The organism is Hydrogenophaga sp., from assembly GCF_048549895.1.
GTDB lineage: Bacteria > Pseudomonadota > Gammaproteobacteria > Burkholderiales > Burkholderiaceae_C > Hydrogenophaga.
The window spans coordinates 1-23,664 of sequence record NZ_JBLYYB010000168.1; the positions used below are offsets into that span (position 1 = coordinate 1).

Annotated in this window: 23 protein-coding genes and 1 tRNA gene; 20 read left to right on the forward strand and 4 right to left on the reverse strand. The window is 64.5% G+C overall.

Going from position 1 to position 23,664, the window contains the following annotated elements:
- Positions 1-59: 59 nt before the first annotated feature.
- Together ACN4F8_RS16415 and ACN4F8_RS16420 are read right to left on the reverse strand one after the other, a co-directional pair.
- Positions 60-1,427, reverse strand: coding sequence for an MATE family efflux transporter (locus ACN4F8_RS16415; protein WP_419474541.1), 1,368 nt, complete (start codon positions 1,425-1,427; stop codon positions 60-62).
- 66 nt (positions 1,428-1,493) lie between these two features.
- Positions 1,494-1,937, reverse strand: a complete 444-nt coding sequence (locus ACN4F8_RS16420; RefSeq protein ID WP_419474542.1) for a universal stress protein — start codon at positions 1,935-1,937, stop codon at positions 1,494-1,496.
- A 109-nt stretch (positions 1,938-2,046) separates the two neighbouring features.
- Here ACN4F8_RS16420 and ACN4F8_RS16425 point away from each other — a divergent pair, with 109 nt between their 5' ends.
- The 8 genes from ACN4F8_RS16425 (at position 2,047) to ACN4F8_RS16460 (ending at position 9,518) form a co-directional block, all read left to right on the forward strand.
- A complete protein-coding gene (locus ACN4F8_RS16425) occupies positions 2,047-4,335 on the forward strand; it encodes a heavy metal translocating P-type ATPase (protein ID WP_419474543.1) in 2,289 nt (762 codons plus the stop codon).
- 13 nt (positions 4,336-4,348) lie between these two features.
- The gene (ccoS, locus tag ACN4F8_RS16430; RefSeq protein WP_374523288.1) at positions 4,349-4,486 is read left to right on the forward strand and encodes a cbb3-type cytochrome oxidase assembly protein CcoS; all 138 of its coding nucleotides are present in this window, start codon (positions 4,349-4,351) and stop codon (positions 4,484-4,486) included.
- Between the two features lie 78 nt (positions 4,487-4,564).
- Complete coding sequence (gene ccoN / locus ACN4F8_RS16435; protein WP_419474544.1) at positions 4,565-6,010, forward strand: cytochrome-c oxidase, cbb3-type subunit I; 1,446 nt, start codon at positions 4,565-4,567, stop codon at positions 6,008-6,010.
- A 10-nt stretch (positions 6,011-6,020) separates the two neighbouring features.
- Positions 6,021-6,647 carry a cytochrome-c oxidase, cbb3-type subunit II gene (gene ccoO / locus ACN4F8_RS16440; protein ID WP_419474545.1) on the forward strand — a complete coding sequence of 209 codons (627 nt, stop codon included), beginning with the start codon at positions 6,021-6,023 and terminating at the stop codon, positions 6,645-6,647.
- A 16-nt stretch (positions 6,648-6,663) separates the two neighbouring features.
- On the forward strand, positions 6,664-6,801 hold the full coding sequence (locus ACN4F8_RS16445; RefSeq protein ID WP_419474546.1) for a cbb3-type cytochrome oxidase subunit 3: 138 nt from the start codon (positions 6,664-6,666) through the stop codon (positions 6,799-6,801).
- A gap of 33 nt (positions 6,802-6,834) precedes the next feature.
- Positions 6,835-7,752, forward strand: coding sequence for a cytochrome-c oxidase, cbb3-type subunit III (gene ccoP, locus ACN4F8_RS16450; protein ID WP_419474547.1), 918 nt, complete (start codon positions 6,835-6,837; stop codon positions 7,750-7,752).
- Positions 7,753-7,836: 84 nt separating this feature from the next.
- A complete protein-coding gene (gene ccoG, locus ACN4F8_RS16455; protein WP_419474558.1) occupies positions 7,837-9,210 on the forward strand; it encodes a cytochrome c oxidase accessory protein CcoG in 1,374 nt (457 codons plus the stop codon).
- Positions 9,211-9,233: 23 nt separating this feature from the next.
- On the forward strand, positions 9,234-9,518 hold the full coding sequence (locus ACN4F8_RS16460; RefSeq protein ID WP_419474548.1) for a hypothetical protein: 285 nt from the start codon (positions 9,234-9,236) through the stop codon (positions 9,516-9,518).
- A 49-nt stretch (positions 9,519-9,567) separates the two neighbouring features.
- Here the strand turns inward: ACN4F8_RS16460 and fnr are convergent, their stop codons facing one another.
- Positions 9,568-10,287, reverse strand: coding sequence for a fumarate/nitrate reduction transcriptional regulator Fnr (gene fnr, locus ACN4F8_RS16465; protein ID WP_419474549.1), 720 nt, complete (start codon positions 10,285-10,287; stop codon positions 9,568-9,570).
- Positions 10,288-10,430: 143 nt separating this feature from the next.
- On the opposite strand from fnr, the gene hemN reads away from it, so the two are divergent.
- Together hemN and ACN4F8_RS16475 are read left to right on the forward strand one after the other, a co-directional pair.
- Complete coding sequence (gene hemN, locus ACN4F8_RS16470) at positions 10,431-11,810, forward strand: oxygen-independent coproporphyrinogen III oxidase (RefSeq protein WP_419474550.1); 1,380 nt, start codon at positions 10,431-10,433, stop codon at positions 11,808-11,810.
- Positions 11,811-11,825: 15 nt separating this feature from the next.
- Complete coding sequence (locus ACN4F8_RS16475) at positions 11,826-12,485, forward strand: sulfite exporter TauE/SafE family protein (RefSeq protein ID WP_419474551.1); 660 nt, start codon at positions 11,826-11,828, stop codon at positions 12,483-12,485.
- Between the two features lies 1 nt (position 12,486).
- Here ACN4F8_RS16475 and ACN4F8_RS16480 read toward each other — a convergent pair whose 3' ends face one another.
- On the reverse strand, positions 12,487-13,458 hold the full coding sequence (locus ACN4F8_RS16480) for a DMT family transporter (protein WP_419474552.1): 972 nt from the start codon (positions 13,456-13,458) through the stop codon (positions 12,487-12,489).
- Positions 13,459-13,752: 294 nt separating this feature from the next.
- Here ACN4F8_RS16480 and aceA point away from each other — a divergent pair, with 294 nt between their 5' ends.
- The 10 genes from aceA (at position 13,753) to ACN4F8_RS16530 (ending at position 23,522) form a co-directional block, all read left to right on the forward strand.
- Positions 13,753-15,084: an isocitrate lyase gene (aceA, locus tag ACN4F8_RS16485; RefSeq protein ID WP_419474553.1), complete on the forward strand. Its 1,332-nt coding sequence runs from the start codon at positions 13,753-13,755 to the stop codon at positions 15,082-15,084.
- 248 nt (positions 15,085-15,332) lie between these two features.
- Positions 15,333-17,240 carry a threonine--tRNA ligase gene (gene thrS, locus ACN4F8_RS16490; protein ID WP_419474554.1) on the forward strand — a complete coding sequence of 636 codons (1,908 nt, stop codon included), beginning with the start codon at positions 15,333-15,335 and terminating at the stop codon, positions 17,238-17,240.
- Between the two features lie 108 nt (positions 17,241-17,348).
- Complete coding sequence (gene infC, locus ACN4F8_RS16495; protein WP_419474559.1) at positions 17,349-17,960, forward strand: translation initiation factor IF-3; 612 nt, start codon at positions 17,349-17,351, stop codon at positions 17,958-17,960.
- A 185-nt stretch (positions 17,961-18,145) separates the two neighbouring features.
- Positions 18,146-18,349, forward strand: coding sequence for a 50S ribosomal protein L35 (gene rpmI, locus ACN4F8_RS16500; protein ID WP_056275072.1), 204 nt, complete (start codon positions 18,146-18,148; stop codon positions 18,347-18,349).
- A 24-nt stretch (positions 18,350-18,373) separates the two neighbouring features.
- Positions 18,374-18,733: a 50S ribosomal protein L20 gene (gene rplT / locus ACN4F8_RS16505; protein WP_056274988.1), complete on the forward strand. Its 360-nt coding sequence runs from the start codon at positions 18,374-18,376 to the stop codon at positions 18,731-18,733.
- A gap of 123 nt (positions 18,734-18,856) precedes the next feature.
- On the forward strand, positions 18,857-19,909 hold the full coding sequence (pheS, locus tag ACN4F8_RS16510; RefSeq protein WP_419474555.1) for a phenylalanine--tRNA ligase subunit alpha: 1,053 nt from the start codon (positions 18,857-18,859) through the stop codon (positions 19,907-19,909).
- 22 nt (positions 19,910-19,931) lie between these two features.
- Complete coding sequence (gene pheT / locus ACN4F8_RS16515; RefSeq protein ID WP_419474556.1) at positions 19,932-22,361, forward strand: phenylalanine--tRNA ligase subunit beta; 2,430 nt, start codon at positions 19,932-19,934, stop codon at positions 22,359-22,361.
- 25 nt (positions 22,362-22,386) lie between these two features.
- A complete protein-coding gene (locus tag ACN4F8_RS16520) occupies positions 22,387-22,713 on the forward strand; it encodes an integration host factor subunit alpha (RefSeq protein ID WP_056274982.1) in 327 nt (108 codons plus the stop codon).
- 241 nt (positions 22,714-22,954) lie between these two features.
- The gene (locus ACN4F8_RS16525) at positions 22,955-23,410 is read left to right on the forward strand and encodes a MerR family transcriptional regulator (RefSeq protein ID WP_419474557.1); all 456 of its coding nucleotides are present in this window, start codon (positions 22,955-22,957) and stop codon (positions 23,408-23,410) included.
- Positions 23,411-23,445: 35 nt separating this feature from the next.
- A tRNA-Pro gene (locus tag ACN4F8_RS16530) sits at positions 23,446-23,522 on the forward strand.
- Positions 23,523-23,664 lie beyond the last annotated feature (142 nt).

Sequence of the window (23,664 nt, forward strand, 5' to 3'; positions counted from 1 at the left end):
GCGGAGCAGCGCACCCCACGTCCGCGAGCAGAGAAGAAGCGCAGGCAAACAACGCGCCACTAACGCTGAACAACAACAGAAGAAGCGGCCTCCCGCTCCAACCGTTTCAGCACCCGCCGACTCAACCACAAACCCACCACCCCGAACAGCACCACCCCCAGGCCATACCCCGCCAGCACACCACGCGCACCAAACCACTGCGCGCCGATCCAGATGAAAGGCGCCACCCCCAGCGTGGCGCGGCCCCAGTTCAGAGCCGTCGAATAGAAGGCGAAACCAAGGTTGTTGAAGGCCGCGTTGGCCACGAACAGCGCGCCGTTGAAGAAAAAACTGCCCGCCACGAACACGCAGAAGAACACGATGAGCTCGCGCGCCTCGCCCTGCGCGCCGAACGCGTCTGCGATGAAACCGCTGCCCAGCGCCATGAGCAGCCACACCACCAGCACATAGACCAGCGTCACCTTCAAACTGTCGCGCACTGTGCTGCGCAAACGGTCGAAACGGCGCGCGCCGAGGTTCTGGCCCAGGATCGGGCCCACCGAACCCGACAACGCGAACAGGGCCACAACCGCCACCGGGATCAGGCGCACGATCACCGCCCAGCCCGCCACCGCGTTGTCGCCAAAGGGTGCGATGGCCGCCGTCACGAAGGCATTGCCCACCGGTGTGGCCACCTGGGTCAGCACGGCCGGCACGCCGATGGCCAGGAACGGCCTGAGCGTGTCGCGCAGCACCGAAGCACTTGGCCAGGCAAAAAGACCATGCACACGCAGCAGTGCGTGCAGGCCGATTGCGGCCATGGAGCAGCGCGCCAGCACCGTGGCCACGGCCGCGCCGTCCAGCCCCCATCCCAAGACCAGGATGAGCAGCGGGTCGAGCACGGCCGAGACCGTACCGGCTCCCAGCGTGACGAACATGGCCCGGCGTGCATCACCGAGGGAGCGCAGCAGCGCCGCCAGGCACATGCCCAGGCCCAGCGGCACGGCCGAGGGCAGCACCCCGCGCGTGAAGCGCAGCGCCAGCGTGGCGGTGTCGCCCGTGGCGCCGAGCAGGGCGAGCAGCTTGGCCAGCCATGGGTACACCAGGGCCACCGCGCTGCCCATGAACACGGCCATGAGCACGAGAGAAGCGCCCGCGATCACCTTGGCCTGGTCGCGCTCGCCGCGCCCCAGCGCACGCGAGGCCAGCGCGGTGGCCGCGATCGACAGACCGATGGCCAGCGAGGTGAGGAAGAACAACAACGTGCCGGCATAGCCCACGGCCGCGGCCAGCTCCTTCTGCCCCAACTGCGAGATATAGAACAGGTTGAGCACGTCGACGAAAAAAACCGCCGCCAGCCCGATGGAGCCGGTGGCGGTCATGCCGATGACGTGTCTGAGCGTGGAGCCGGTGACGAACTTCGGGGCGGCGTGGGACGAGGGTGGCATGAGGGTGGGCGTGGTGGCGCGCCCACTCTACACCGGGCCTCTCAGGCCGGTGAGAACGAGGTCAAGTCAGCGCAAGACCAGGACCGGCGTGTGTGAATGCGTGAGCACCTGCTGCGTTTCGCTACCCAGCAGCAGACGTTTCAAACCCCGGCGGCCGTGCGAGGCCATCACGATCAGGTCGCACTTGTTGCGTTTGGCCGTGGCGATGATGGCCTCGGCGATCAGATCCGACTTCACGGTGACGGGCTTGACCTTGACCTCGCGCAACTGGCCTGCGGACTTGACCTCGTTCACCGCTGCCAGGGCCTCTTCGTTCCACTGGGCTTCGATGCGCGCGATCTCGGCCGCAGCCAGCGCCACCCCGCCTTCAAAGTAGGTTTGTGGGTAGCGGGGGATTACCTTGAGGGCCACCACTTCCGCACCGGTGAGGTCGGCGAGGTCGATGGCGTGCTCCACCGCCATCCTGGAGAGTTTGGATCCGTCGGTGGCCACCAGAATGCGCTTGTACATGGCTTGCTCCTTCAGGGTTGTTGTTCGAAGACCCAGCGTAGCGCAGTCAGGAGGCTTGTGGTTGACTTGGATCAAGTGCAGGGAACAAGACCCCGACTACGCTCCAGCCATGAACCAGGCCGTGTCCACGCTTCCCGGCCCTGCGCCCCACTGGCTGGGCGACCACCGGGGCCCGCTCACCGTCACCGACAACTTCGCCGTGCTTGACGACCCGGTGGAGCAGGACACCTTCACCCGGCGCATCGGGCAGGCCGATGGTGACCTCGCCGAATCGGTGCTGATGGTGCAGGGCATGCACTGCGCGGCCTGCGCCGATGCGGTGGAGTCGGCCTTGCAAGGTTTGCCGGGCGTTTTGCAGGTGCGGGTGCACGCGGCCACGCGCCGGCTCACGCTGCGCTGGGACCCTTCAGCCACCCGCATGTCGGCCCTGGCGCAGGTGGTGGGCGAGCGCGGTTACCGCCTGCTGCCCATGCAGCAGGCCCTGGGCCTCAGCGAGCGCCTGCGCGAGACGCGGCAAGGTTTGTGGCGCCTCTTCGTGGCCGGCTTCTGCACGATGCAGGTGATGATGTATGCGTGGCCCGCGTACGTGACCGAGCCGGGTGAGATCCCCGCCGACATTGACCAGCTGCTGCGCTGGGCGAGCTGGGTGATCAGCCTGCCGGTGGTGTTTTTTGCCAGCGGCCCGTTTTTCGAGAGCGCCTGGCGTGACCTCAAACACGGGCGCGTGGGCATGGACACCCCGGTCTCCATCGGCATCCTCGTCACCTTTCTCGTGAGTTCGGCCGCCACCTTCGACCCCGCCGGCCCCTGGGGTGCCGAGGTCTGGTTCGACTCGCTGACCATGTTCGTGTTTTTCCTGCTCGGCGGGCGATACCTCGAATTCAAGGCGCGCGACCGCACGGCCGGCGCGCTCGACAGTTTGATGAACCGCCTGCCCGAGGTCTGCCAGCGCGAGACTTCGAGCAGCCTGGAAACGGTGTCGATTCGCCGGCTGGCGGTGGGCGACGTGGTGCAGGTGCAGGCGGGCCAGGCCTTTGTGGCCGACGGCAAATTGCTCAGCGAGCGTGCGACGGTGGACGAGGCCTTGCTCACCGGCGAATCGCGTCCGGTCACCCGCGAGCAGGGGGAGGGCGTGGTGGAGGGCAGCTTCAACCTGGGCGGCCTGGTGCGCATGCGGGTGCTGCAGGTGGGGCGCGACACGCGCTTTGCGCAGATCGTCAAGCTGATGGAGCAGGCCTCCACCGAGAAGCCGCGCCTGGCCATCCTGGCCGACCGGATCGCGGCGCCGTTTTTGCTGCTGGTGTTGCTGGCTGCGGCCGTGGCCGGGCTCTACTGGTGGCCGATCGACCACACGCGCGCACTCGCCGTGGCGGTGGCGGTGCTCATCGTCACCTGCCCGTGTGCGCTCTCGCTGGCCACGCCAGCGGCCATGCTGAGTTCGGCCGGGGCGCTGGCGCGCCGCGGCGTGCTGGTGCGGCGGCTGCAGGCGTTCGAGGTGCTGGCTGGCATCAACGCCGTGGTGTTCGACAAGACCGGCACGCTCACCCACGACCGCCTGGCGCTGCGCATGGTGCACACACGCGCAGGTGTGAGCCGCGATCAGGCGCTGGCGCTGGCCGGTGCGCTGGCGGTCGGTTCACTGCACCCGGTGTCGCGCGCGCTGGCGCTGCATTCCACGGGACAGCGACTGCTGGATGTGCGCGAGGTGGCGGGGCAGGGCATGCAGGCCCGTTTGCCCGATGGCACCGGCGTGCGCCTGGGCTCGGCTGCGTTCTGCGCGGCGCCCGTGGCTGATGAGGGCGACGACACCCCCCGCGCCCACCTGAGCGACGACCAGGGCTGGATGGCCAGCTTCACACTGGAAGAAGGCCTGCGTAACGACGCCCGCGAGGCGGTGCAGGCGCTGCGGGCACTGGGTGTGCGCACCTGGCTGCTTTCGGGCGACCGCGCCAGCGCCGCCGAGGCCGTGGGCCAGGCGGTGGGCGTGGACCACGTGATCGCCGGCGCCACACCCGAGCAAAAGCTGGTGGAAGTGACCCGGCTGCAGGCGCAGGGCCTCCGCATCGCGATGGTGGGCGACGGGCTCAACGACGGGCCCGTGCTCGCACGCGCCGACACCTCGTTTGCGCTGGGGCAGGCGGCACCGCTGGCCCAAGCCCAGTCGGACTACGTGATCCAGGGCGGGCAGGTCATGGACGTGGTGCACACGCTCACGCAGGCGCGCGCCACGCTGCGTGTGGTGCGACAGAACCTGATCTGGGCGGCGGCCTACAACGTGGTGGCGGTGCCGCTGGCCCTGGTGGGCTGGATGCCGCCCTGGCTCGCCGGCCTGGGCATGGCGGGCAGTTCGCTGCTGGTGATCGGCAATGCCTTGCGCCTGACCAGAAACCCCCTCTGAGAGCCCGTTGTTCATGGACATCCTCTACCTGCTGATTCCCCTGTCCGTGCTGCTGGTGTTCGGCATCATCGGCGTGTTCTGGTGGGCCTTGCAGGCAGGGCAGTTCGACAACATCGAGCGCGAAGGTGAGCGGATTCTCAAAAGCGATTGAGTCCGCTTGATGTAAGTCAAGGCGTCGGGCTCCAGCGCGCAAGACACTTCAACGAGTGACATTTGCGAGGAGTTCTGTATGTCCGTGACAAACCAGGCCAGCCCGTCGGCGGTCTACAACGACAACGTGGTGCGGCAGTTCGCCATCATGACGGTGGTGTGGGGGGTGGTGGGCATGCTGGTGGGCGTGATCATTGCCGCGCAGCTGACCTGGCCCGAACTCAACCTGGGCATTGAATGGTTGTCTTACGGGCGCTTGCGCCCGCTGCACACCAACGCGGTGATCTTTGCCTTTGGCGGGTGCGGGCTCTTTGCATCCAGCTACTACGTGGTGCAGCGCACCTGCCAGACGCGCATCTTCTCCGACGGTCTCGCGGCGTTCACGTTCTGGGGCTGGCAACTGGTGATCGTGCTCGCAGCCATCACGCTGCCGCTGGGCCTGACGCAGGGCAAGGAATACGCTGAACTCGAATGGCCGATCGACCTGCTGATCGCGGTGGTGTGGGTGGCCTACGCGGTGGTGTTCTTCGGCACCATCGGCCAACGCAAGGTGCGCCACATCTACGTGGCCAACTGGTTCTTCGGCGCCTTCATCCTGGCCGTGGCCATGCTGCACATCGTCAACGGCGCGGCTGTGCCGGTGGACCTGTTCAAGAGCTACTCGGCCTACGCCGGCGTGCAAGACGCGATGGTGCAATGGTGGTACGGCCACAACGCGGTGGGCTTCTTCCTCACCGCCGGCTTCCTCGGGATGATGTATTACTTCATCCCCAAGCAGGCCGAGCGGCCGGTGTATTCGTATCGCCTGTCGATCGTGCACTTCTGGGCGCTGATCTTCACCTACATGTGGGCCGGCCCGCACCACCTGCACTACACCGCGCTGCCCGACTGGACGCAATCCGTGGGCATGGTGTTCTCGCTGATCCTGCTCGCGCCCAGCTGGGGCGGCATGATCAACGGCATCATGACGCTCTCGGGCGCCTGGCACAAACTGCGCGACGACCCCATCCTGCGGTTCCTGATCGTCTCGCTCTCGTTCTACGGCATGTCGACCTTCGAAGGTCCGATGATGTCGATCAAGACGGTCAATGCGCTTTCGCACTACACCGACTGGACCGTGGGCCACGTGCACAGCGGCGCCCTCGGCTGGGTCGGTCTGGTGACCATGGGTTCCATGTACTACCTGATCCCGCGCCTGTACGGCCAGAAAAAGATGTACTCGGTGCCCGCCATCGAGCTGCACTTCTGGGTCGCCACCATCGGCATCGTGCTCTACATCGCGGCCATGTGGATCGCCGGTGTGATGCAGGGCCTGATGTGGCGCTCCATCAACCCCGACGGCAGCCTGACCTACACCTTCGTGGAATCCGTGAAGGCCACCTATCCCTTCTACGTGATCCGCCTGCTCGGTGGCCTGCTGTACCTCGGCGGCATGCTGGTCATGGCGTGGAACACGTTCATGACGGTCAGGAACGGACAGGTGCCCGACGTGCGCATCCCCGCCCTCAACCCTGCCCACGCCTGAGGACGACACCATGGCCAACCAAGACAAGCCCCAGGGTTTCACGCACGAGCGGATCGAGACCAACAATTTCCTGATGATCGTGCTCATCGTGCTGGTCATTGCGGTCGGTGGACTGGTGGAGATCGTCCCGCTGTTCTTCCAGAAGTCCACCACCCAGCCGGTGGAGGGCCTCAAGCCCTACACCGCGCTGCAGATCGTCGGGCGCGACATCTATGTGCGCGAAGGTTGCTACAACTGCCATTCACAAATGATCCGGCCGTTGCAGGCCGAGACGCTGCGCTATGGCCACTACTCGCTGGCCGGTGAGTTTGTGTACGACCGGCCCTTCCAGTGGGGCAGCAAACGCACCGGGCCCGACCTGCACCGCGTGGGTGGTCGTTACAGCGACGAATGGCACCGCGTGCACCTGATCAACCCGCGCGACCTGGTGCCCGAGTCGAACATGCCGGCCTACCCGTGGCTGGAGAAGAAGACTGTCAACGAGGCCGGCGTGCCGCGCCGCATGGAGGTGCTGCGCACGCTGGGTGCGCCGTACACCGACGCCGAGATCGCATCTGCCCCTGCCGACGTGAAAGGCAAGACCGAGCTCGACGCGCTGGTGGCCTACCTGCAGGTGCTCGGCACCGCGATCAAGTGAACCCACGGAGCACACCATGGACATCAACGACCTGCGCAGCATCGTCACCGTCATCAGCCTGCTGACCTTCCTGGGCATCGTGGCCTGGGCCTGGTCCAAGCGCAACAAGGACCGGTTCGAGGAAGCGGCCCAGTTGCCCTTTCAGGACGAATGAATCCCGCGAACCCGTCAGAGCAAGAGAAACATCATGAGTGATTTCACCAGCGAATTCTGGTCCTGGTACGTGGCCGGGCTGACCGTGCTCAGCATCCTGGCCTGCGCGGTCCTGCTCTGGATCAGCGGCACCACCCAGGTCAAGGCTCGGGCCGACAACACCACCGGCCACGTGTGGGACGGCGATCTGCAGGAGATGAACAACCCGCTGCCGCGGTGGTGGGTCTACCTGTTCATCATCACGGTGGTCTTCGCGCTGGTCTACGGCGTGCTGTACCCCACCTTCGGCCAATACGCCGGCGTGCTGGGCTGGTCGTCGCAAGGCCAGCACCAGGCCGAGGTGGACAAGCTGCAGCAGGACATTGCACCCATCTACGCCCGCTTCAACGGTCTCTCGCCCGAGCAGCTGGCGGGCGACGCGCCGGCCATGGCGGTGGGTGAGCGGCTGTACATGAACAACTGCGCGCAATGCCACGGCTCGGACGCGCGCGGTGCCCGCACTTTCCCCAACCTCACCGACGGCGACTGGTTGCACGGTGGCGAACCCGCCACGATCAAGACCACGCTCACACAGGGGCGCGTCGGCATGATGCCGCCTCTGGCCGCTGCTGTGGGCACGCCCGACGACGTGCGCAACGTGGCGCACTACGTGCTGAGCTTGTCGGCCACACCGCACGATTCGATCCGCGCATCACAAGGCCGCGCCAAGTTCGCGGTGTGCGCTGCCTGTCACGGTGCAGACGGCAAGGGCAACACGGCATTGGGCGCGCCCAACCTCACAGACGGCATCTGGCTGCACGGCTGGGGCGAAGAGGCCATCGTGCGCGCCGTGACCAACGGCATCACCAACCAGATGCCGGCGCAGGCGGACAAGCTCAATGCCGACCAGATCCATGTGTTGACCGCCTACGTCTGGGGAATGTCGAACAAACCCGCGGCAGCAGCGAACTGAGTCCGGTTGAAACTTCCCGTGTCCACCTCCAAGCCAGCCGCCACCGTCATCCCCATCGTGCCCGCTGCGGTGGACGACGAGACCATGGTGTCGCTGTACGCGGCCAGCCAGAAGATCCACCCGCGCTCTGTCTCGGGCGTGTTCTCCAACTGGCGCTGGCTCATGGTGTGGATCACACAGCTCGTGTTCTACGGACTGCCGTGGCTGCAGTGGAACGCGCGTCAGGCGGTGTTGTTCGATCTGGAGGCGCGCCGCTTCTACATCTTCAGCCTGGTGCTCTACCCGCAGGATTTCATCTACCTCACGGGTCTGCTGGTCATTTCGGCGCTGTCGCTGTTTTTGTTCACCGCGGTGGCCGGGCGGCTGTGGTGCGGATTTGCCTGCCCGCAGACGGTCTACACCGAGATCTTCCTGTGGATCGAAAAGAAGGTGGAGGGTGATCGCTCCGCGCGCCTGCGGCTGGACGCGTCCACCATGAGTGCGGTCAAGGTCGGCAAGCGTGTGCTCAAACACGCGCTGTGGATCGCCTTTGGGCTGTGGACCGGCTTCACGTTCGTGGGCTACTTCACGCCCATCCGCGAACTCGCCGCGCTGTCGCTGGCCGCCTCGCTCGGCCCCTGGCAAACCTTCTGGGTGTTTTTCTACGGCGTCGCCACCTACGGCAACGCCGGCTTTCTGCGCGAGCAGGTGTGCAAGTACATGTGCCCGTACGCGCGCTTCCAGAGCGCGATGTTCGACAAGGACACGATGATCGTGACCTACGACGAGCAGCGCGGCGAGCCGCGCGGACCGCGCTCGAAGAAAGCCGACCCGGTGGCGTTGGGACTTGGCTCTTGTATCGACTGCACCCTGTGCGTGCAGGTCTGCCCCACCGGCATCGACATCCGCAAGGGCCTGCAGTACGAGTGCATCGGCTGCGCGGCCTGTGTGGACGTGTGCGACGACGTGATGGACAAGGTGGGCTACCCGCGTGGCCTCATCAGGTTCTCCACGCAACACGGCGTGGAGCAGGGCTGGGACACACAACAGATGCTCAAACGCGCCCTGCGCCCACGCGTGCTGGTGTATTCGGCCATCCTGCTCACCATCACCGCAGCGGTGGGGGTGAGTCTGTTCCTGCGCACGCCGCTGCGCGTGGACGTGATACGCGACCGTGGATCGCTCGCGCGTATGGTGGAGCAGGGCCGCATTGAAAACGTGTACCGACTGCAAATCATGAATGCGACCGAGGAGACGCAGCGTTATGCCATCAGCGTCTCGGGCCTGCCCGGCATCACCCTGGACCCGGTGACCGAGGTCGAGGTGCTGCCCACCGAGGTGCGCTCGGCCGCCGTGCGGGTGCAGATTCCGCCGGGCACCGCATCCACCGGCTCACACCCGATCCAGTTCGAGATCCGTTCCACCGGTGGCGACGTGGCCCGCGTGACCGAGAAGGCCGCCTTCCTCGTGCCGCGCTGAACTTGCCTTTTCAGGAGATGCCCATGAGCTCAAGCCATACAACGCCCAACGCCGACGCCGCCTGGTGGCGCACGCCGCAGATGTGGCTGGTGGTGGGCGCGCCGCTGGTGGGCGTGGCGGCCAGCCTCACGGCCGCCTTCTTCGCCATCAACGGCGCCGACCCGGTGCTCAACAAGGCGGACTACCAACGCGACTACAAAGCCGCTCAGGCCTTGCAAGGCCAGGCCCGCATCGACGCGCTGGCCAAGCTGCAGCCGGCGCACCAGGCGCGCAACAACGCCGCCTCACCCGTCATTCCGGCCAAGTGACGGTCCTGAATGATCCGCCGCCAGGTCGCCCCTGGGTGGAGCGAGGGCTTCAAGCGCAGGTTTGAGGATTGACGATCTGGCGCAGTGCGTCCACGTTCTTGATGTGCACGTGACGCTGCTTCACGTCGATGATGCCGTCTTCCGCGAACTTCGAAAACGTGCGGCTCACCGTCTCCAGCTTCATGCCGAGGTAACTGCCGATCTCTTCGCGCGTCATGCGCAGCACGAACTCGGATTGCGAGAAGCCCCGCGCATGCAAGCGCTGCACCAGATTGAGCAGGAAGGCGGCCAGCCGCTCCTCGGCCCGCATGCTGCCCAGCAGCAGCATCACGCCGTGGTCGCGCACGATCTCTCGGCTCATGATCTTGTGCACATGGTGCTGCAGCGTGGTGAATTCGCGCGAGAGTTCTTCCACCTGATCGAACGGCATCACGCAGACCTCGGCGTCTTCGAGTGCAACCGCGTCGCACGAGTGGTGGTCGCTCACGATGCCGTCCATGCCGATGATCTCGCCCGTCATTTGAAAGCCGGTCACCTGGTCGCGGCCATCGGCGGTGGTCACGCAGGTCTTGAAGAAGCCCGAGCGCACCGCGTAGAGCGACGTGAACTTGTCACCCACACTGAACAGTGCTTGGCCGCGCTTGATGCGCTTGCGGGTGGAGATCACGCGGTCCAGCTTGTCCATTTCATCCGCGTTCAGTCCCATGGGCAGACAGAGTTCGCGCAGGTTGCAACTGGAGCAGGCAACTTTGATGGTGTGGGCGTCCATACGAAATCCGGGAATGTGTGACACGCCACAGCATACCCCCGTGGGGTGTCGATGATCGCGTCTTTTGCCCTGGCCGCTTGATGAAGATCAAGGCCGCTGCGCAGGGCCTGTTGCACAGTGGCTCATTGATTGGGAGACACCCCGTGAGCCACACCATTTCCGACGACCTGCTGCGCCGGTTCGACATTCCCGGACCACGCTACACCTCGTATCCCACCGCCGACCGTTTCGTGGAAGCGTTCACCGAGCAGGACCACGTGCAGGCGCTGGAGCAGCGCAAGGTGGGCTCCATGGCGCTGCCGCTCTCGCTGTACGTGCACATTCCCTTTTGCGAATCGGTTTGTTACTACTGCGCCTGCAACAAGGTGATCACCAAACACCACGACCGCGCGGCCGAGTACCTGCGTTATCTGGCGCTGGAGGTGGCGTTGCAGGTCGCGCATGTGGGCCCCGGGCAGAACGTGTCGCAGCTGCACCTGGGTGGCGGCACGCCCACCTTTTTGTCGGACGCCGAGCTTGAAGATCTCATGAGCATGCTGCGCCCGCACTTCACGCTGGTGCCCGGCGGCGAGTATTCGATCGAGGTGGACCCGCGCACCGTGACCGAGGAGCGCCTGCGCACGCTGGCGCGCCTGGGCTTCAACCGCCTGAGCTTCGGCGTGCAGGACTTCGACCCCACGGTGCAGAAGGCGGTGCACCGCATGCAGCCCGCCGAGCAGGTGTTTGCGCTGGTGGCCGCCGCGCGGCGCATCGGCTTCGAGTCGATCAATGTGGACCTGATCTACGGCCTGCCGCTGCAGACGCCCGAGTCGTTCGCGCGCACGCTGGCGCAGGTGAACGAGTTGCGGCCCGACCGCATTGCGCTTTATGCCTACGCCCACCTGCCGTCGCGCTTCAAGCCGCAGCGGCGCATCATCGCCGCCGAGTTGCCCAGCGGCAGCGCCAAGCTGGCCATGCTCTCCGCCTCGCTCGACGCCTTGCAGGACGCGGGCTATGTGTACGTGGGCATGGACCACTTTGCCCTGCCCACCGACGCGCTGGCCGTGGCCAAGCGCCAAGGTCGGCTGCACCGCAACTTTCAGGGCTACAGCACCCAGCCCGACTGCGATCTGATCGCACTCGGCGTTTCGGCCATCGGCCGCATCGGCGCCACCTACAGCCAGAACGCCAAAACACTGGAGGAGTACCGCGACCTGCTCGACCAGGGCCGCCTGCCCATCGTGCGCGGCCTGGCGCTCACCCGCGACGACCTGCTGCGCCGCGCGGTGATCATGTCGCTGATGTGCCAGGGCGAGCTGCAGTTCGAGTCGATCGAGCTGGGGCACCTGATCGACTTCCGGCAGCACTTTGCACGCGAGCTCGCGGTGCTCGAAGGCCTGGCCGAGCACGGCCTGGTGCGCCTGGACGCCACGGGCGTGCAGGTCACCGAAACCGGCTGGTACCTGGTGCGGGCGATCGCCATGGTGTTCGACAAGCATCTGCAAGTCGACCTGGATCGCGCGCGCTTCTCGAAGATCATCTGATCCATGCAGACCTCGATGGCGATCACGGCTCTGTTCATGGGCGTGGTGGGCGGCCCCCACTGCGTGGCCATGTGCGGTGCCGCGTGCGCCGGCATCAGCCGCGCCGCGGGTGCGCGCAGCACCCAGGCCTTGTGGACCTTTCAACTCAGCCGCATGGTGGGTTACGCGCTGTTCGGTGCGTTTGCTGCGGGCTCGGTGCAAGGCCTGGCCTGGCTGGGCACCAGCACCACCGCGATCCGCCCGGTGTGGACCTCATTCCACATCGCCGCCTTGTTGCTGGGCGTGGTGCTGATCTGGCGCGCACGCCAGCCGGCCTGGATCGAGACGCTGGGTCAGACCATCTGGCGCAAGGCACGCCCCGTGCTCACCTCCATGGGCCAGCGCGCGCCGGTGGTGCTGGGCGTGGCCTGGGCGCTCATGCCGTGTGGGTTGTTGTACTCGGCACTGCTGGTGGCGTCGCTCTCGGCGAACGCGCTGGAGGGCGCGGTCATCATGGCGCTGTTCTCCATCGGCACGTCGATCTCCTTGACCGCCGCGCCGTGGTTGCTGCTGCGCCCGAACGGCGCGCGCTCCGGGGCCTGGGGCATCCGCCTGGCCGGCCTGGCGCTGGCGGTCACGTCGGGTTGGGCCTTGTGGATGGGCATCACCCAGCCCACAGGCTTGTGGTGCCTCTGAATCAGGCTTGTGCGGAGCGCCGCTGGGGCAGGGTGGCCAGCACCAGCCCGAGCAGGGCGATACCGAAGGCCACCACCTGCAGCGGCGTGAGCGTCTCGCCCATGAACAGCACGCCGATGGCCGCAGCACTCACCGGCAGCATCACGGTGAACACGCCGGCTTGCGAGGCCGGCACCGTTTTCAAGCCGGTCATCCAGAGCCACACGGTCCACACGCTGGCCGCCAGCGCGTAGAACACCAGCAGCGTCCAGATCGGCAGGCTCACGGTGCCGAAGTCGAACGACCACGCGGCCCACAGCCCGAACGGCGTGACCAGCGCAAACCCCCACAGGTTGATGATGGCCGAGATGCGTTTGGGGCCCAGGCCTTCGGTGAGGCGCTTGCCGATCACCACGTAAGAAGCCTCGCACACCACCGCCGCGAACACCAGCAAGTTGCCCAGCAGCGCCCGGCTGATGCCGAACGGGCCGCTGTTGTCCACCGCCACGCCGGTGTTGACCTTCTGCAGCGAAAACAGGCCGATGCCGATGGCCGCACACGCAATACCCGCCGCGCTGCGCCAGCCGATGCGCTCTCGCAAAAAGATCCAGCTCAGCACCGCCACCACCGCCGGAATCGACGACATCACCACCCCAGCCGCCACAGCCGTGGTCATGCTCACGCCGAACAGCATGCAGATGGAAAACAGGAAGTTGCCGAGGAAGGATTCGAGGAAGAGCAGCCCGCGTGTGTGTGACGTGATCGGCGGCTCCCCCGGGGGCTTCTTCAACCAGCGCCACATGGCCAGGCCACCAATGCCGAAGCGCAGCCAGGCCAGCAGGAAGATGGGAAACACGAGCACCAGCGGCTTGGACAAAGCCACGTAGCTGCCCACGAGCGCCATGCTCAGTGCAAGGCTGGCGTAGGCCCACCAACGGTTCAGGGGATGGATGGGGTTCACAAGATCGCTTGATTCGAAAGTGGGCTGGATCATGCCCGAAGGCTCGGCGTCATCACTTTTCGGGATGAGGTTTGTTGATTTCTCATTGTGAAATTGCCGAATGCTGCGGTGCGCAAAAATTTCTCAATACAAGAAAGTGATTTCCACATTGAGAAATGCTATTGAAATAACGTTGATAAACATGGGAAAAGTTTTTCTCTTATATAAGACATAAGAGCCTCTCAAAGTCTTCTATAAGACTTAAAGTCAAGGCACTGGCTGCGGCCTCGCAAGCGAACTTGCACCGCCGAAGCCAACCCTGTTCCATCAACCTCACGGAGTATCCCCATGCCTCAATCCTTCACCGAGCAACTGAGCCGCCAGCAGCAAATCGAAGCCCTGGAAAAAGACTGGGCCACCAACCCGCGCTGGAAGGGTGTGAAGCGCGGCTACTCCGCCGCCGACGTCGTGCGCCTGCGCGGCAGCATGAACATCGAACACACGCTGGCCAAGCGCGGCGCCGAGAAGCTGTGGGACAAGGTCAATGGCGGCTCCAAGAAGGGTTATGTGAACGCCTTCGGCGCCATCTCCGCCGGCCAAGCCATGCAGCAGGCCAAGGCCGGCCTGGAAGCCGTGTACCTCTCGGGCTGGCAAGTGGCAGCAGACGGCAACACGTCTGAAACCATGTACCCCGACCAGTCGCTCTACGCCTACGACTCGGTGCCCACCATGGTTCGCCGCATCAACAACACCTTCAAGCGCGCCGACGAAATCCAGTGGGGCCGTGGCATCGAGCCGGGCAGCCCGGAGTTCATCGACTACTTCCTGCCGATCGTGGCCGACGCTGAAGCCGGTTTCGGCGGCGTGTTGAACGCCTTCGAGCTGATGAAGAACATGATCGCCGCCGGTGCGGCAGGCGTTCACTTCGAAGACCAACTGGCCGCCGTGAAGAAATGCGGTCACATGGGCGGCAAGGTGCTCGTGCCCACGCAAGAGGCTTGCGAGAAGCTGATCGCCGCGCGCTTCGCCGCCGACGTGATGGGCGTCTCCACCATCGTGCTGGCCCGCACCGACGCCGAAGCCGCCAACCTGATCACCAGCGACCACGACGCCAACGACAAACCGTTCCTCACCGGCGAGCGCACGCAGGAAGGTTTCTACCGCGTCAAGAACGGCCTGGAGCAAGCCATCAGCCGCGGTATCGCCTACGCCCCCTACGCCGATCTGGTGTGGTGCGAGACCGGCGTGCCCGACATCGGCTTCGCCCGCGAATTTGCCCAGGCCGTGCAGGCCGCTTGCCCCGGCAAGCTGCTGTCGTACAACTGCTCGCCCTCGTTCAACTGGAAGAAAAACCTCAACGACAAGCAGATCGCCTCGTTCCAGGAAGACCTGGCCGCACTCGGCTACAAGTACCAGTTCATCACGCTGGCCGGCATCCACATCAACTGGTTCAACACTTTCCAGTTCGCCCACGCCTACGCCCGCGGCGAAGGCATGAAGCACTACGTGAACATGGTGCAGGAGCCCGAGTTCGCCGCACGCGACAAGGGCTACACCTTCGTGTCGCACCAGCAGGAAGTGGGCGCCGGTTACTTCGACGACGTGACCACCGTGATCCAGGGCGGCTCCTCCAGCGTGAAGGCCCTGACCGGCTCGACCGAAGAAGAGCAGTTCCACTGACATCCCCGAGTCCGCCCCAGAGCGGTTGGAGGAGACACGGAAACGCCACCCTTCGGGGTGGCTTTTTTGTGGGAAAATTTGATCTCTTTGAATCAGCAAGAGCGAGAAAGGCAATCTGGTTATGACACCGCGAACTCAGGAGAACACCCTCCCGGCCTTCTAAGGCCTGCAGTTCGCGCCTGCCCGATTCCCTTTCGACCCCCACCAGCGCGGCCCCTGCCGCGCTTTTTTGTTTTCTGGACCACCCCATGTTGCACATCACGCTCCCCGACGGTTCCCAACGCGAATTCCCCGGCCCGGTCACGGTGGCCGAGGTGGCCGCCTCCATTGGAAGCGGTCTGGCCAAGGCCGCGCTGGCCGGCAAGGTCGACGGCAAGGTGGTCGACACCAGTTTCCTCATCACGCAGGACAGCCCGCTGTCCATCATCACGGCCAAGGACGCCGATGGCCTGGAGGTCATCTGTCACTCGACGGCCCACTTGCTCGCTTATGCGGTGAAGGAACTGTTCCCGGACGCGCAGGTGACCATCGGTCCGGTGATCGAGCACGGCTTTTTCTACGACTTTTCGTACAAGCGACCTTTCACGCCCGACGACCTGGTGGCGATTGAAAAGCGCATGACCGAGCTGGCCAACAAGGACGAGCCCGTGGTGCGCCGCGTGCTGCCACGCGACGAGGCGGTGGCGCATTTCAAGGGCATGGGCGAGCACTACAAAGCCGAGATCATCGCCAGCATCCCGAGCAATGAAGACGTGTCCCTCTACCGCGAGGGCGCCTTCGAAGACCTGTGCCGCGGCCCCCACGTGCCCAGCACCGGCAAGCTCAAGCACTTCAAGCTCATGAAGGTGGCGGGTGCTTATTGGCGCGGCGACCACCGCAACGAAATGCTGCAACGCATTTACGGCACGGCTTGGGCCACCAAGGACGAACTCCAGCAGCACCTGACCATGATCGAAGAGGCCGAGAAGCGCGACCACCGCAAGCTCGGTCGCGAACTCGATCTGTTCCACATCGACGAGCATGCGCCCGGCTTGGTGTTCTGGCACCCCAAGGGCTGGACGCTGTGGCAGGAGGTGGAGCAGTACATGCGACGCGTGTACCGTGACAACGGCTACCAGGAGGTCAAGGGTCCGCAGATCATCGACAAGTCGTTGTGGGAGAAGACCGGCCACTGGGACAAGTACCGCGACAACATGTTCACCACCGAGAGTGAAAAGCGCGACTACGCCCTGAAGCCCATGAACTGCCCGGGCCACATCCTGATCTACAAGCAGGGCATCAAGAGTTACCGCGATTTGCCGCTGCGCTACGGTGAATTCGGCCAGTGCCACCGCAACGAACCCAGCGGCGGACTGCACGGGATCATGCGCGTGCGCGGCTTCACGCAGGACGACGGCCACATCTTCTGCACCGAGGAGCAGATCCTGCCCGAGTGCCTGGCCTACACCGCGCTGCTGCAGAAGGTCTATGCCGATTTCGGCTTCAAGAACATCATCTACAAGGTGGCCACGCGGCCGGACGCGCGCATCGGCTCCGACGAGGTCTGGGACAAGGCCGAGCATGCGTTGATGGAAAGCCTGCGCGCTTCGGGCTGCGAATTCGAGATCTCGCCCGGCGACGGCGCCTTCTACGGCCCGAAGATCGAGTACACGCTGAAAGACGCCATCGGCCGCCAGTGGCAGTGCGGCACCATGCAGGTCGATTTCTCCATGCCCGAGCGGCTGGACGCCGAGTACGTGGGTGAAGACGGCGCGCGCCACCGCCCCGTCATGCTCCACCGCGCCATCGTCGGCAGCCTGGAGCGATTCATCGGCATCCTGATCGAAGAACACGCCGGCGCACTGCCCACGTGGCTGTCGCCGGTGCAGGTGGCGGTGCTCAACATCACCGACGCGCAGGCCGATTACTGTCGGGAAATCGCGAAATCATTGCAAAATCAAGGGCTTAGGGTCATAACCGACCTGCGCAACGAGAAAATCACGTATAAAATACGGGAGCACGCGTTGCAAAAGCTGCCTTTCATCGTTGTCGTGGGCGACAAGGAGAAAGAAGCTGGTGCCGTGGCTGTGCGGGCTCGGGGTAACAAAGACCTCGGTGTCATGCCGCTGGAAGCCTTTTCCAAACTCATTGCGGCAGACGTTTCATCCAAGGTTTGATTTCAAACATCCAGGTTGATGCCCATGCTGCTGTGGCGCACCTCATGTGCATGTGGGCGGCCGAGGGGCCGCCCTGTCGCCTGAACAGCCCACATCAAGGAAACCACCATAGCTACCAACTTTCGCGACCGCCGCCAACGTGAAGAGCGCGCACACCGACTGAACCGTGAAATCATGGCCCCCGAGGTTCGCCTCAACGGCCCGGAGAACGAGCCACTCGGCATCGTCAGTCTGTCTGAAGCGCTGCGCATGGCCGGTGAACTGGACGTGGACCTGGTCGAGATTGCGGCCACGGCCGTGCCTCCCGTGTGTCGCCTGATGGACTACGGCAAGTTCAAGTACCAGGAGCAGAAGAAGGCGGCGGAAGCCAAGGCCAAGCAGACGGTCATCGAGATCAAGGAAATCAAGTTCCGGCCCGGTACCGACGATGGCGACTACAACATCAAGATGCGCAACATCCGGCGCTTCCTGGACGATGGTGACAAGTGCAAGATCACGCTGCGGTTCCGCGGTCGTGAAATCACCCACCAGGATCTGGGCCTGGCCCTGTTGAACCGCATCCGTGACGAGTTGGCCGATTCGATCATCGTGGAGCAGTTTCCCAAGCTGGAAGGCCGCCAGATGATCATGATGATCGCGCCCGGTCGCAAAAAGACCGGTGGCGGTGCAGCCAAACCAGCCGAGGTGGCAACGCCTGCGGCCGGTCAGCCGGCAGCCTGAAGGCAGCCGGAGAGAAGAACAGCATTGGACGGGCAGGGTAGTCTCCTGCCGGTCCGAGGCGCTGGCTGAAAAGCCGGACGCCGAACCGGAAGGCCGAAAGGCCTTCCATAAAAAGTGGCTCGGGGCCTACAAGTCTGCGGAAGGTTCGCAGCGCCTCACGAGCACAAACGAAAAGGAGCATGAAGATGCCCAAAATGAAGACCAAGAGCAGCGCGAAGAAGCGTTTTCGCGTTCGTCCCGGTGGCACCGTCAAGCGCGGTCAAGCCTTCAAACGTCACATCCTGACCAAGAAGACCACCAAGAACAAGCGCCACCTGCGCGGTTCAGTCACTGTGCATGAGACCAACATGGGTCACATGGCGCAGATGCTGCCCGGCATGGGTATTTGATCAACGACGAACAGGAGAACACACATGCCTCGCGTCAAACGTGGTGTCACGGCTCGCGCCCGACACAAAAAAGTACTGGCTCTGGCCAAAGGTTTCCGTGGCCGCCGCGGTAACGTCTTCCGCATCGCCAAACAGGCGGTGATGAAGGCGGGGCAATACGCCTACCGCGATCGCCGCACCAAGAAGCGCGTCTTCCGTCAGTTGTGGATTGCCCGTATCAACGCCGGTGCTCGCGCATGCGGCCTGACGTACAGCCAGTTCGCCAACGGTCTGAAGAAAGCTTCGATCGAAATCGACCGCAAGGTTCTGGCCGATCTGGCCGTGAACGACCCGGCTGCCTTTGGCAGCATCGTGGAGCAAGTCAAAGCCAAGCTGGCCGCTTGATTCACGACAGGGACACCGCGTCACAGCGGTGATCTCCGGTCGCTCAAAGGGGTTGAGGCTTGAGGGAGTTCCCTCGCTGGCTTCAACCCCTTTTTTCTTTTGCAAACGATCTCAAGCACACACATGAACGAGTTGGACGCACTGGTCGACAGCGCCCGCGCAGGATTTGCGCAGGCCACCACCCCGGTCGATCTGGAAAACGCCAAGGCCCAATACCTGGGCAAGGCCGGCCGCATCACCGAGCTGATGAAGGGCATGGCCGCGCTGCCGGTTGAGGAGAAGAAGACCCGTGGCGCTGCGATCAATTTGGCCAAGCAGGCGATCGAAGCCGCATTGACCGAGCGCCGCCAAGCACTGGCCGCTGCCGAGCTGCAGATCCAGCTCAAGGCCGAGGCACTGGATGTGACCCTGCCAGGTCGCCAGCGCGGGCAAGGCGGTCTTCACCCGGTGAGCCTTACGCTGGAGCGCATTGAGGCGATCTTCGGCTCCATGGGCTTCGAAGTGGCCGAAGGGCCCGAGATCGAATCCGACTGGTTCAACTTCACCGCGCTCAACACGCCCGAGGACCACCCGGCGCGTTCGATGCACGACACGTTTTACGTGGAAGGTGGCAGCGACAAAGCACCCAACCTGCTGCGCACCCACACCAGCCCGATGCAGATCCGCCATGCGGTGCAGCACGTCAAACGCCACCGAGCTGTGCTGGACGCTGGCCAGCCGATGCCGGAAATTCGCGTGATCGCGCCAGGGCGCACCTACCGTGTTGACAGCGACGCCACGCACTCGCCCATGTTCCACCAGTGCGAAGGCCTGTGGGTGGGTGAGAACGTGAGCTTCAAGGACCTGAAGTTCGTCTTCACAGATTTCTGCCGCACCTTCTTCGAATCGAACGATCTGGTGCTGCGCTTTCGCCCCAGCTTCTTTCCCTTCACCGAGCCCAGCGCGGAGATCGACATCCAGTTCCAGAGCGGGCCGTTGGCCGGCCGCTGGCTGGAGGTGGCGGGCTCTGGCCAGGTGCACCCGAACGTGGTGCGCAACATGGGCCTGGACCCCGAAAAGTACATCGGCTTTGCCTTCGGCATGGGTCCGGACCGCCTCACCATGCTGCGCTACGGCGTGAACGACCTGCGCCTGTTCTTTGACGGCGATGTCCGTTTCCTGTCGCAATTCCGTTGATCCTTCGCGCAAAGACACCGACATGCAATTCCCAGAATCCTGGCTTCGTGCCTTCTGCAATCCGCCCCTGACCAGCCAGCAATTGGCTGATACCTTGACCATGGCCGGTCTGGAGGTGGAAGAACTGCAGCCCGTGGCGCCGCCTTTCTCCAAGATCGTCGTGGGCGAGATCAAGTCCGCCGAACAACACCCCAATGCCGACCGCCTGCGCGTGTGCCAGGTGGACGTGGGGCAGGGCAGCCTGCTCAACATCGTGTGCGGTGCGCCCAATGCGCGTGTGGGCATCAAGGTGCCTTGTGCTTTGGTGGGCGCCGAACTGCCGCCGGGCGAAGACGGCAAGCCGTTCCTGATCAAGCTGGGCCAACTGCGCGGCGTGGAGAGCCAGGGCATGTTGTGCTCGGCGCGCGAACTCAAGCTCAGCGAAGACCATGGCGGTTTGCTGGAGCTGCCGACCGACGCGCCGGTGGGCCGCGATATCCGCGAACAGCTGCTGCTCGACGACATGCTGTTCACCCTCAAGCTCACGCCCAACCTGGCGCATTGCCTGAGCGTCTACGGCATCGCGCGCGAGGTGTCCGCGCTCACCGGCGCGCCCTTGGTCGAGCCGACGTTCCCAGCTGCGCCCGTGTCGTTGCAAGACCGCTTGCCGGTGACGGTGAGCGCGCCCGATCTGTGCGGTCGCTTCACCGGTCGCGTCGTGCGCGGGGTGAACACCCGCGCCGCCACGCCCGCGTGGATGGTCGAGCGCCTGGCGCGTTGCGGACAGCGCAGCGTGTCGCCGCTGGTGGACATCTCCAACTACGTGATGTTCGAGCTGGGCCGTCCTTCCCACATCTTCGATCTCGACAAGATCCACGGTGGTCTGCAGGTGCGCTGGGGCCGCGCGGGCGAGACGCTCAAGCTGCTCAACGGCAACACCGTGTCGGTCGACGCACAGGTGGGCGTGATCGCCGACGACCAGGCCGTGGAGTCGCTGGCCGGCATCATGGGTGGTGACGCGACCGCTGTGTCCGACGACACGCAGAACATCTACATCGAGGCCGCGTTCTGGTGGCCCAAAGCCATCGCCGGTCGCTCGCGCCGCTACAACTTCTCCACCGATGCGGGCCACCGTTTTGAGCGCGGCGTGGACCCGTCGACCACCGTCGAGCACATCGAGCGCATCACGCAACTGGTGCTCGAGATCTGCGGAGGCCAGGTTGGCCCGATGGACGACCACGTGGTCAACCTGCCGGTGGCCCAGCCCGTGACGCTGCGCGTGGCGCGCGCGAACAAGGTCATCGGCATGCCGCTCACGCAGGCTCAGTGCGCGGGCGCCTTGCGCCGGCTCGGGCTGGCCTTGGAAGAGGGCGAGGGCACGATCACGGTCACGCCGCCGGCTTACCGCTTTGACATTCAGATCGAAGAAGACCTGATCGAAGAAGTCGCGCGTGTCGTGGGCTACAACCAGTTGCCCGAGACGCCGCCGCTGGCGCCGATCACCGCCAAGATCCGGCCCGAGGCCAAGCGCGGCCCGTTCGCGGTGCGCCGACTGCTGGCCCAACTGGGCTACCAGGAAACCATCAACTTCAGCTTTGTGGAAGAACGCTGGGAGCGTGAACTCGCTGGTAACGCCGAACCCATCCGCTTGCTCAACCCGATCGCCAGCCAGATGAGCGTGATGCGTTCATCGTTGATCGGCAGCCTGGTTGCTGTGCTCAAGTTCAACCTCGACCGCCGCGCCGAGCGCGTGCGTCTGTTCGAGGTCGGCCGTGTGTTCCACAAGGACGCCTCAGTGGTCGACAGCGACACCAGCGTGGCCGGGTTCCACCAACCCATGCGCGTGGCCGGCCTGAGCTTTGGCGCGGTGGACACGCTGCAGTGGGGCGCATCCGAGCGCGTGGCCGACTTATTTGACGCCAAGGGCGATGTGCAGGCGCTGCTCGCACCGCTGAAGCCCGAATTCCGCGCCGATGAACACCCGGCCATGCACCCCGGCCGCTGCGCCAGCGTGTGGCTGCAGGACCGCTGCATCGGCCATGTGGGCGAGCTGCATCCGCGCTGGCGCCAGTCGTACGAGCTGGCGCAGGCACCCGTGTTGTTCGAACTGGAACTGGATGCGGTGTTGGCCCGAGATGTGCCGGTGTACCAGGCCGTGAGCCGGCACCAGGCGGTTGAACGCGATCTGGCGATCGTGGTCAAGGAAAGCGTGAGCCACGCGGCCGTGGTCGATGCGATTCGTGCGCCTGCCAGTGCCTGGCTGCGCGACGTCGTGCTGTTCGATGTGTACCGCCCCAAAAAGCAGGCAGAAGCTGCCGCTCCAGGTGCCTTGGCGGCCGATGAAAAAAGCCTTGCGGTGCGGCTGGTGCTCAACCGCGACGACGCTACACTGACCGACGAAGACATCGAGGCCACCGTCAAGGCGGCGCTTGAGTCCCTGCAAACGCGTGTGGCCGCCCGCCTGCGCGCCTGACCGAACGAGGATGGAGAAGCACCGCATGGAACTCGCTGTTGAAAGCCTGGAAACGCCAGCACTGACCAAAGCCCAGCTGGCCGAGATGCTGTTTGACCAGATCGGTCTGAACAAGCGGGAGTCCAAAGACATGATCGATGCCTTCTTCGATCTCGTCACCGACAGCCTGGTCGAAGGCACCGACGTGAAGATTTCGGGCTTCGGCAATTTCCAGATCCGCACCAAGGCGCCGCGCCCCGGACGCAACCCGCGCACCGGCGAGCCCGTGGCCATCGAAGCCCGCCGTGTGGTCACCTTCCACGCCAGTCCCAAGCTCAAGGAACAGGTGCAGACCGCCGTGATCGGTGGCTGAACCCCCTGGTTTCTGGCGCGTTTTGAGGACCTTGCCCGACCGCGCTGGTCGGCGTTTTTGCTGCCGACATCTGTGCCGCCTGGCCGTTCCGCGCCAGACGGTCGGCTGATGCCTCCAGGCGGTCGTGAGCGGGGGCCCTCGGTGGCGTTTGCAACATTTCACACAGAATTCCACCACGCCCTGCGCACGCCCCCGCTTGTTAGAGTAAATTCAAGCTTCGGTCTGTACCGCCTTGATTTTCATGGAAAAAACGCTCCCGCCCATCCCCGCCAAACGCTACTTCACCATCGGTGAGGTGGGCGAATTGTGTGGCGTCAAGCCGCACGTGCTGCGTTACTGGGAGCAGGAGTTCACGCAACTGCGGCCCATGAAACGGCGGGGCAATCGGCGTTATTACCAGCACCACGAGGTGCTCATGATCCGCCGCATCCGCGAGTTGTTGTACGACCAGGGCTTCACCATCAGCGGAGCGCGCAACAAGCTGCAGGAACTCGTTCAGGCCGAGCGCGAAAAACGCCGGGGAGAGGACGACGACGAGGCCATCGACGTGATCGATCTGGATGCCGTGATCCATGACGAAGCGCCGACCGTTGGCAGCGAACGCGGCGACGAGATGATCGCGGGCTCGGGTCTGCTGGTTCACGAGGTGCGCCGCGAGTTGCTCGAAATACGTGAGCTTCTTCGTCACGCGGTCTGAAAGACCCGCATTGCCGGATATAATTTGAGGCTTGTCGGCGTGTAGCGCAGCCTGGTAGCGCACTTGCATGGGGTGCAAGGGGTCGCGAGTTCGAATCCCGCCACGCCGACCATTGAAATCTGAAAGCCCGCAACCGAAAGGTTGCGGGCTTTTTCAGTGGTGCGCCCGGCACGGGCGCTCTCTCGGAGGTGCAAGTCCTCCCGTAAGTTGATCACAGCGAACGAAGCGAAGCGCAACTGCATGAGGGTGACCGA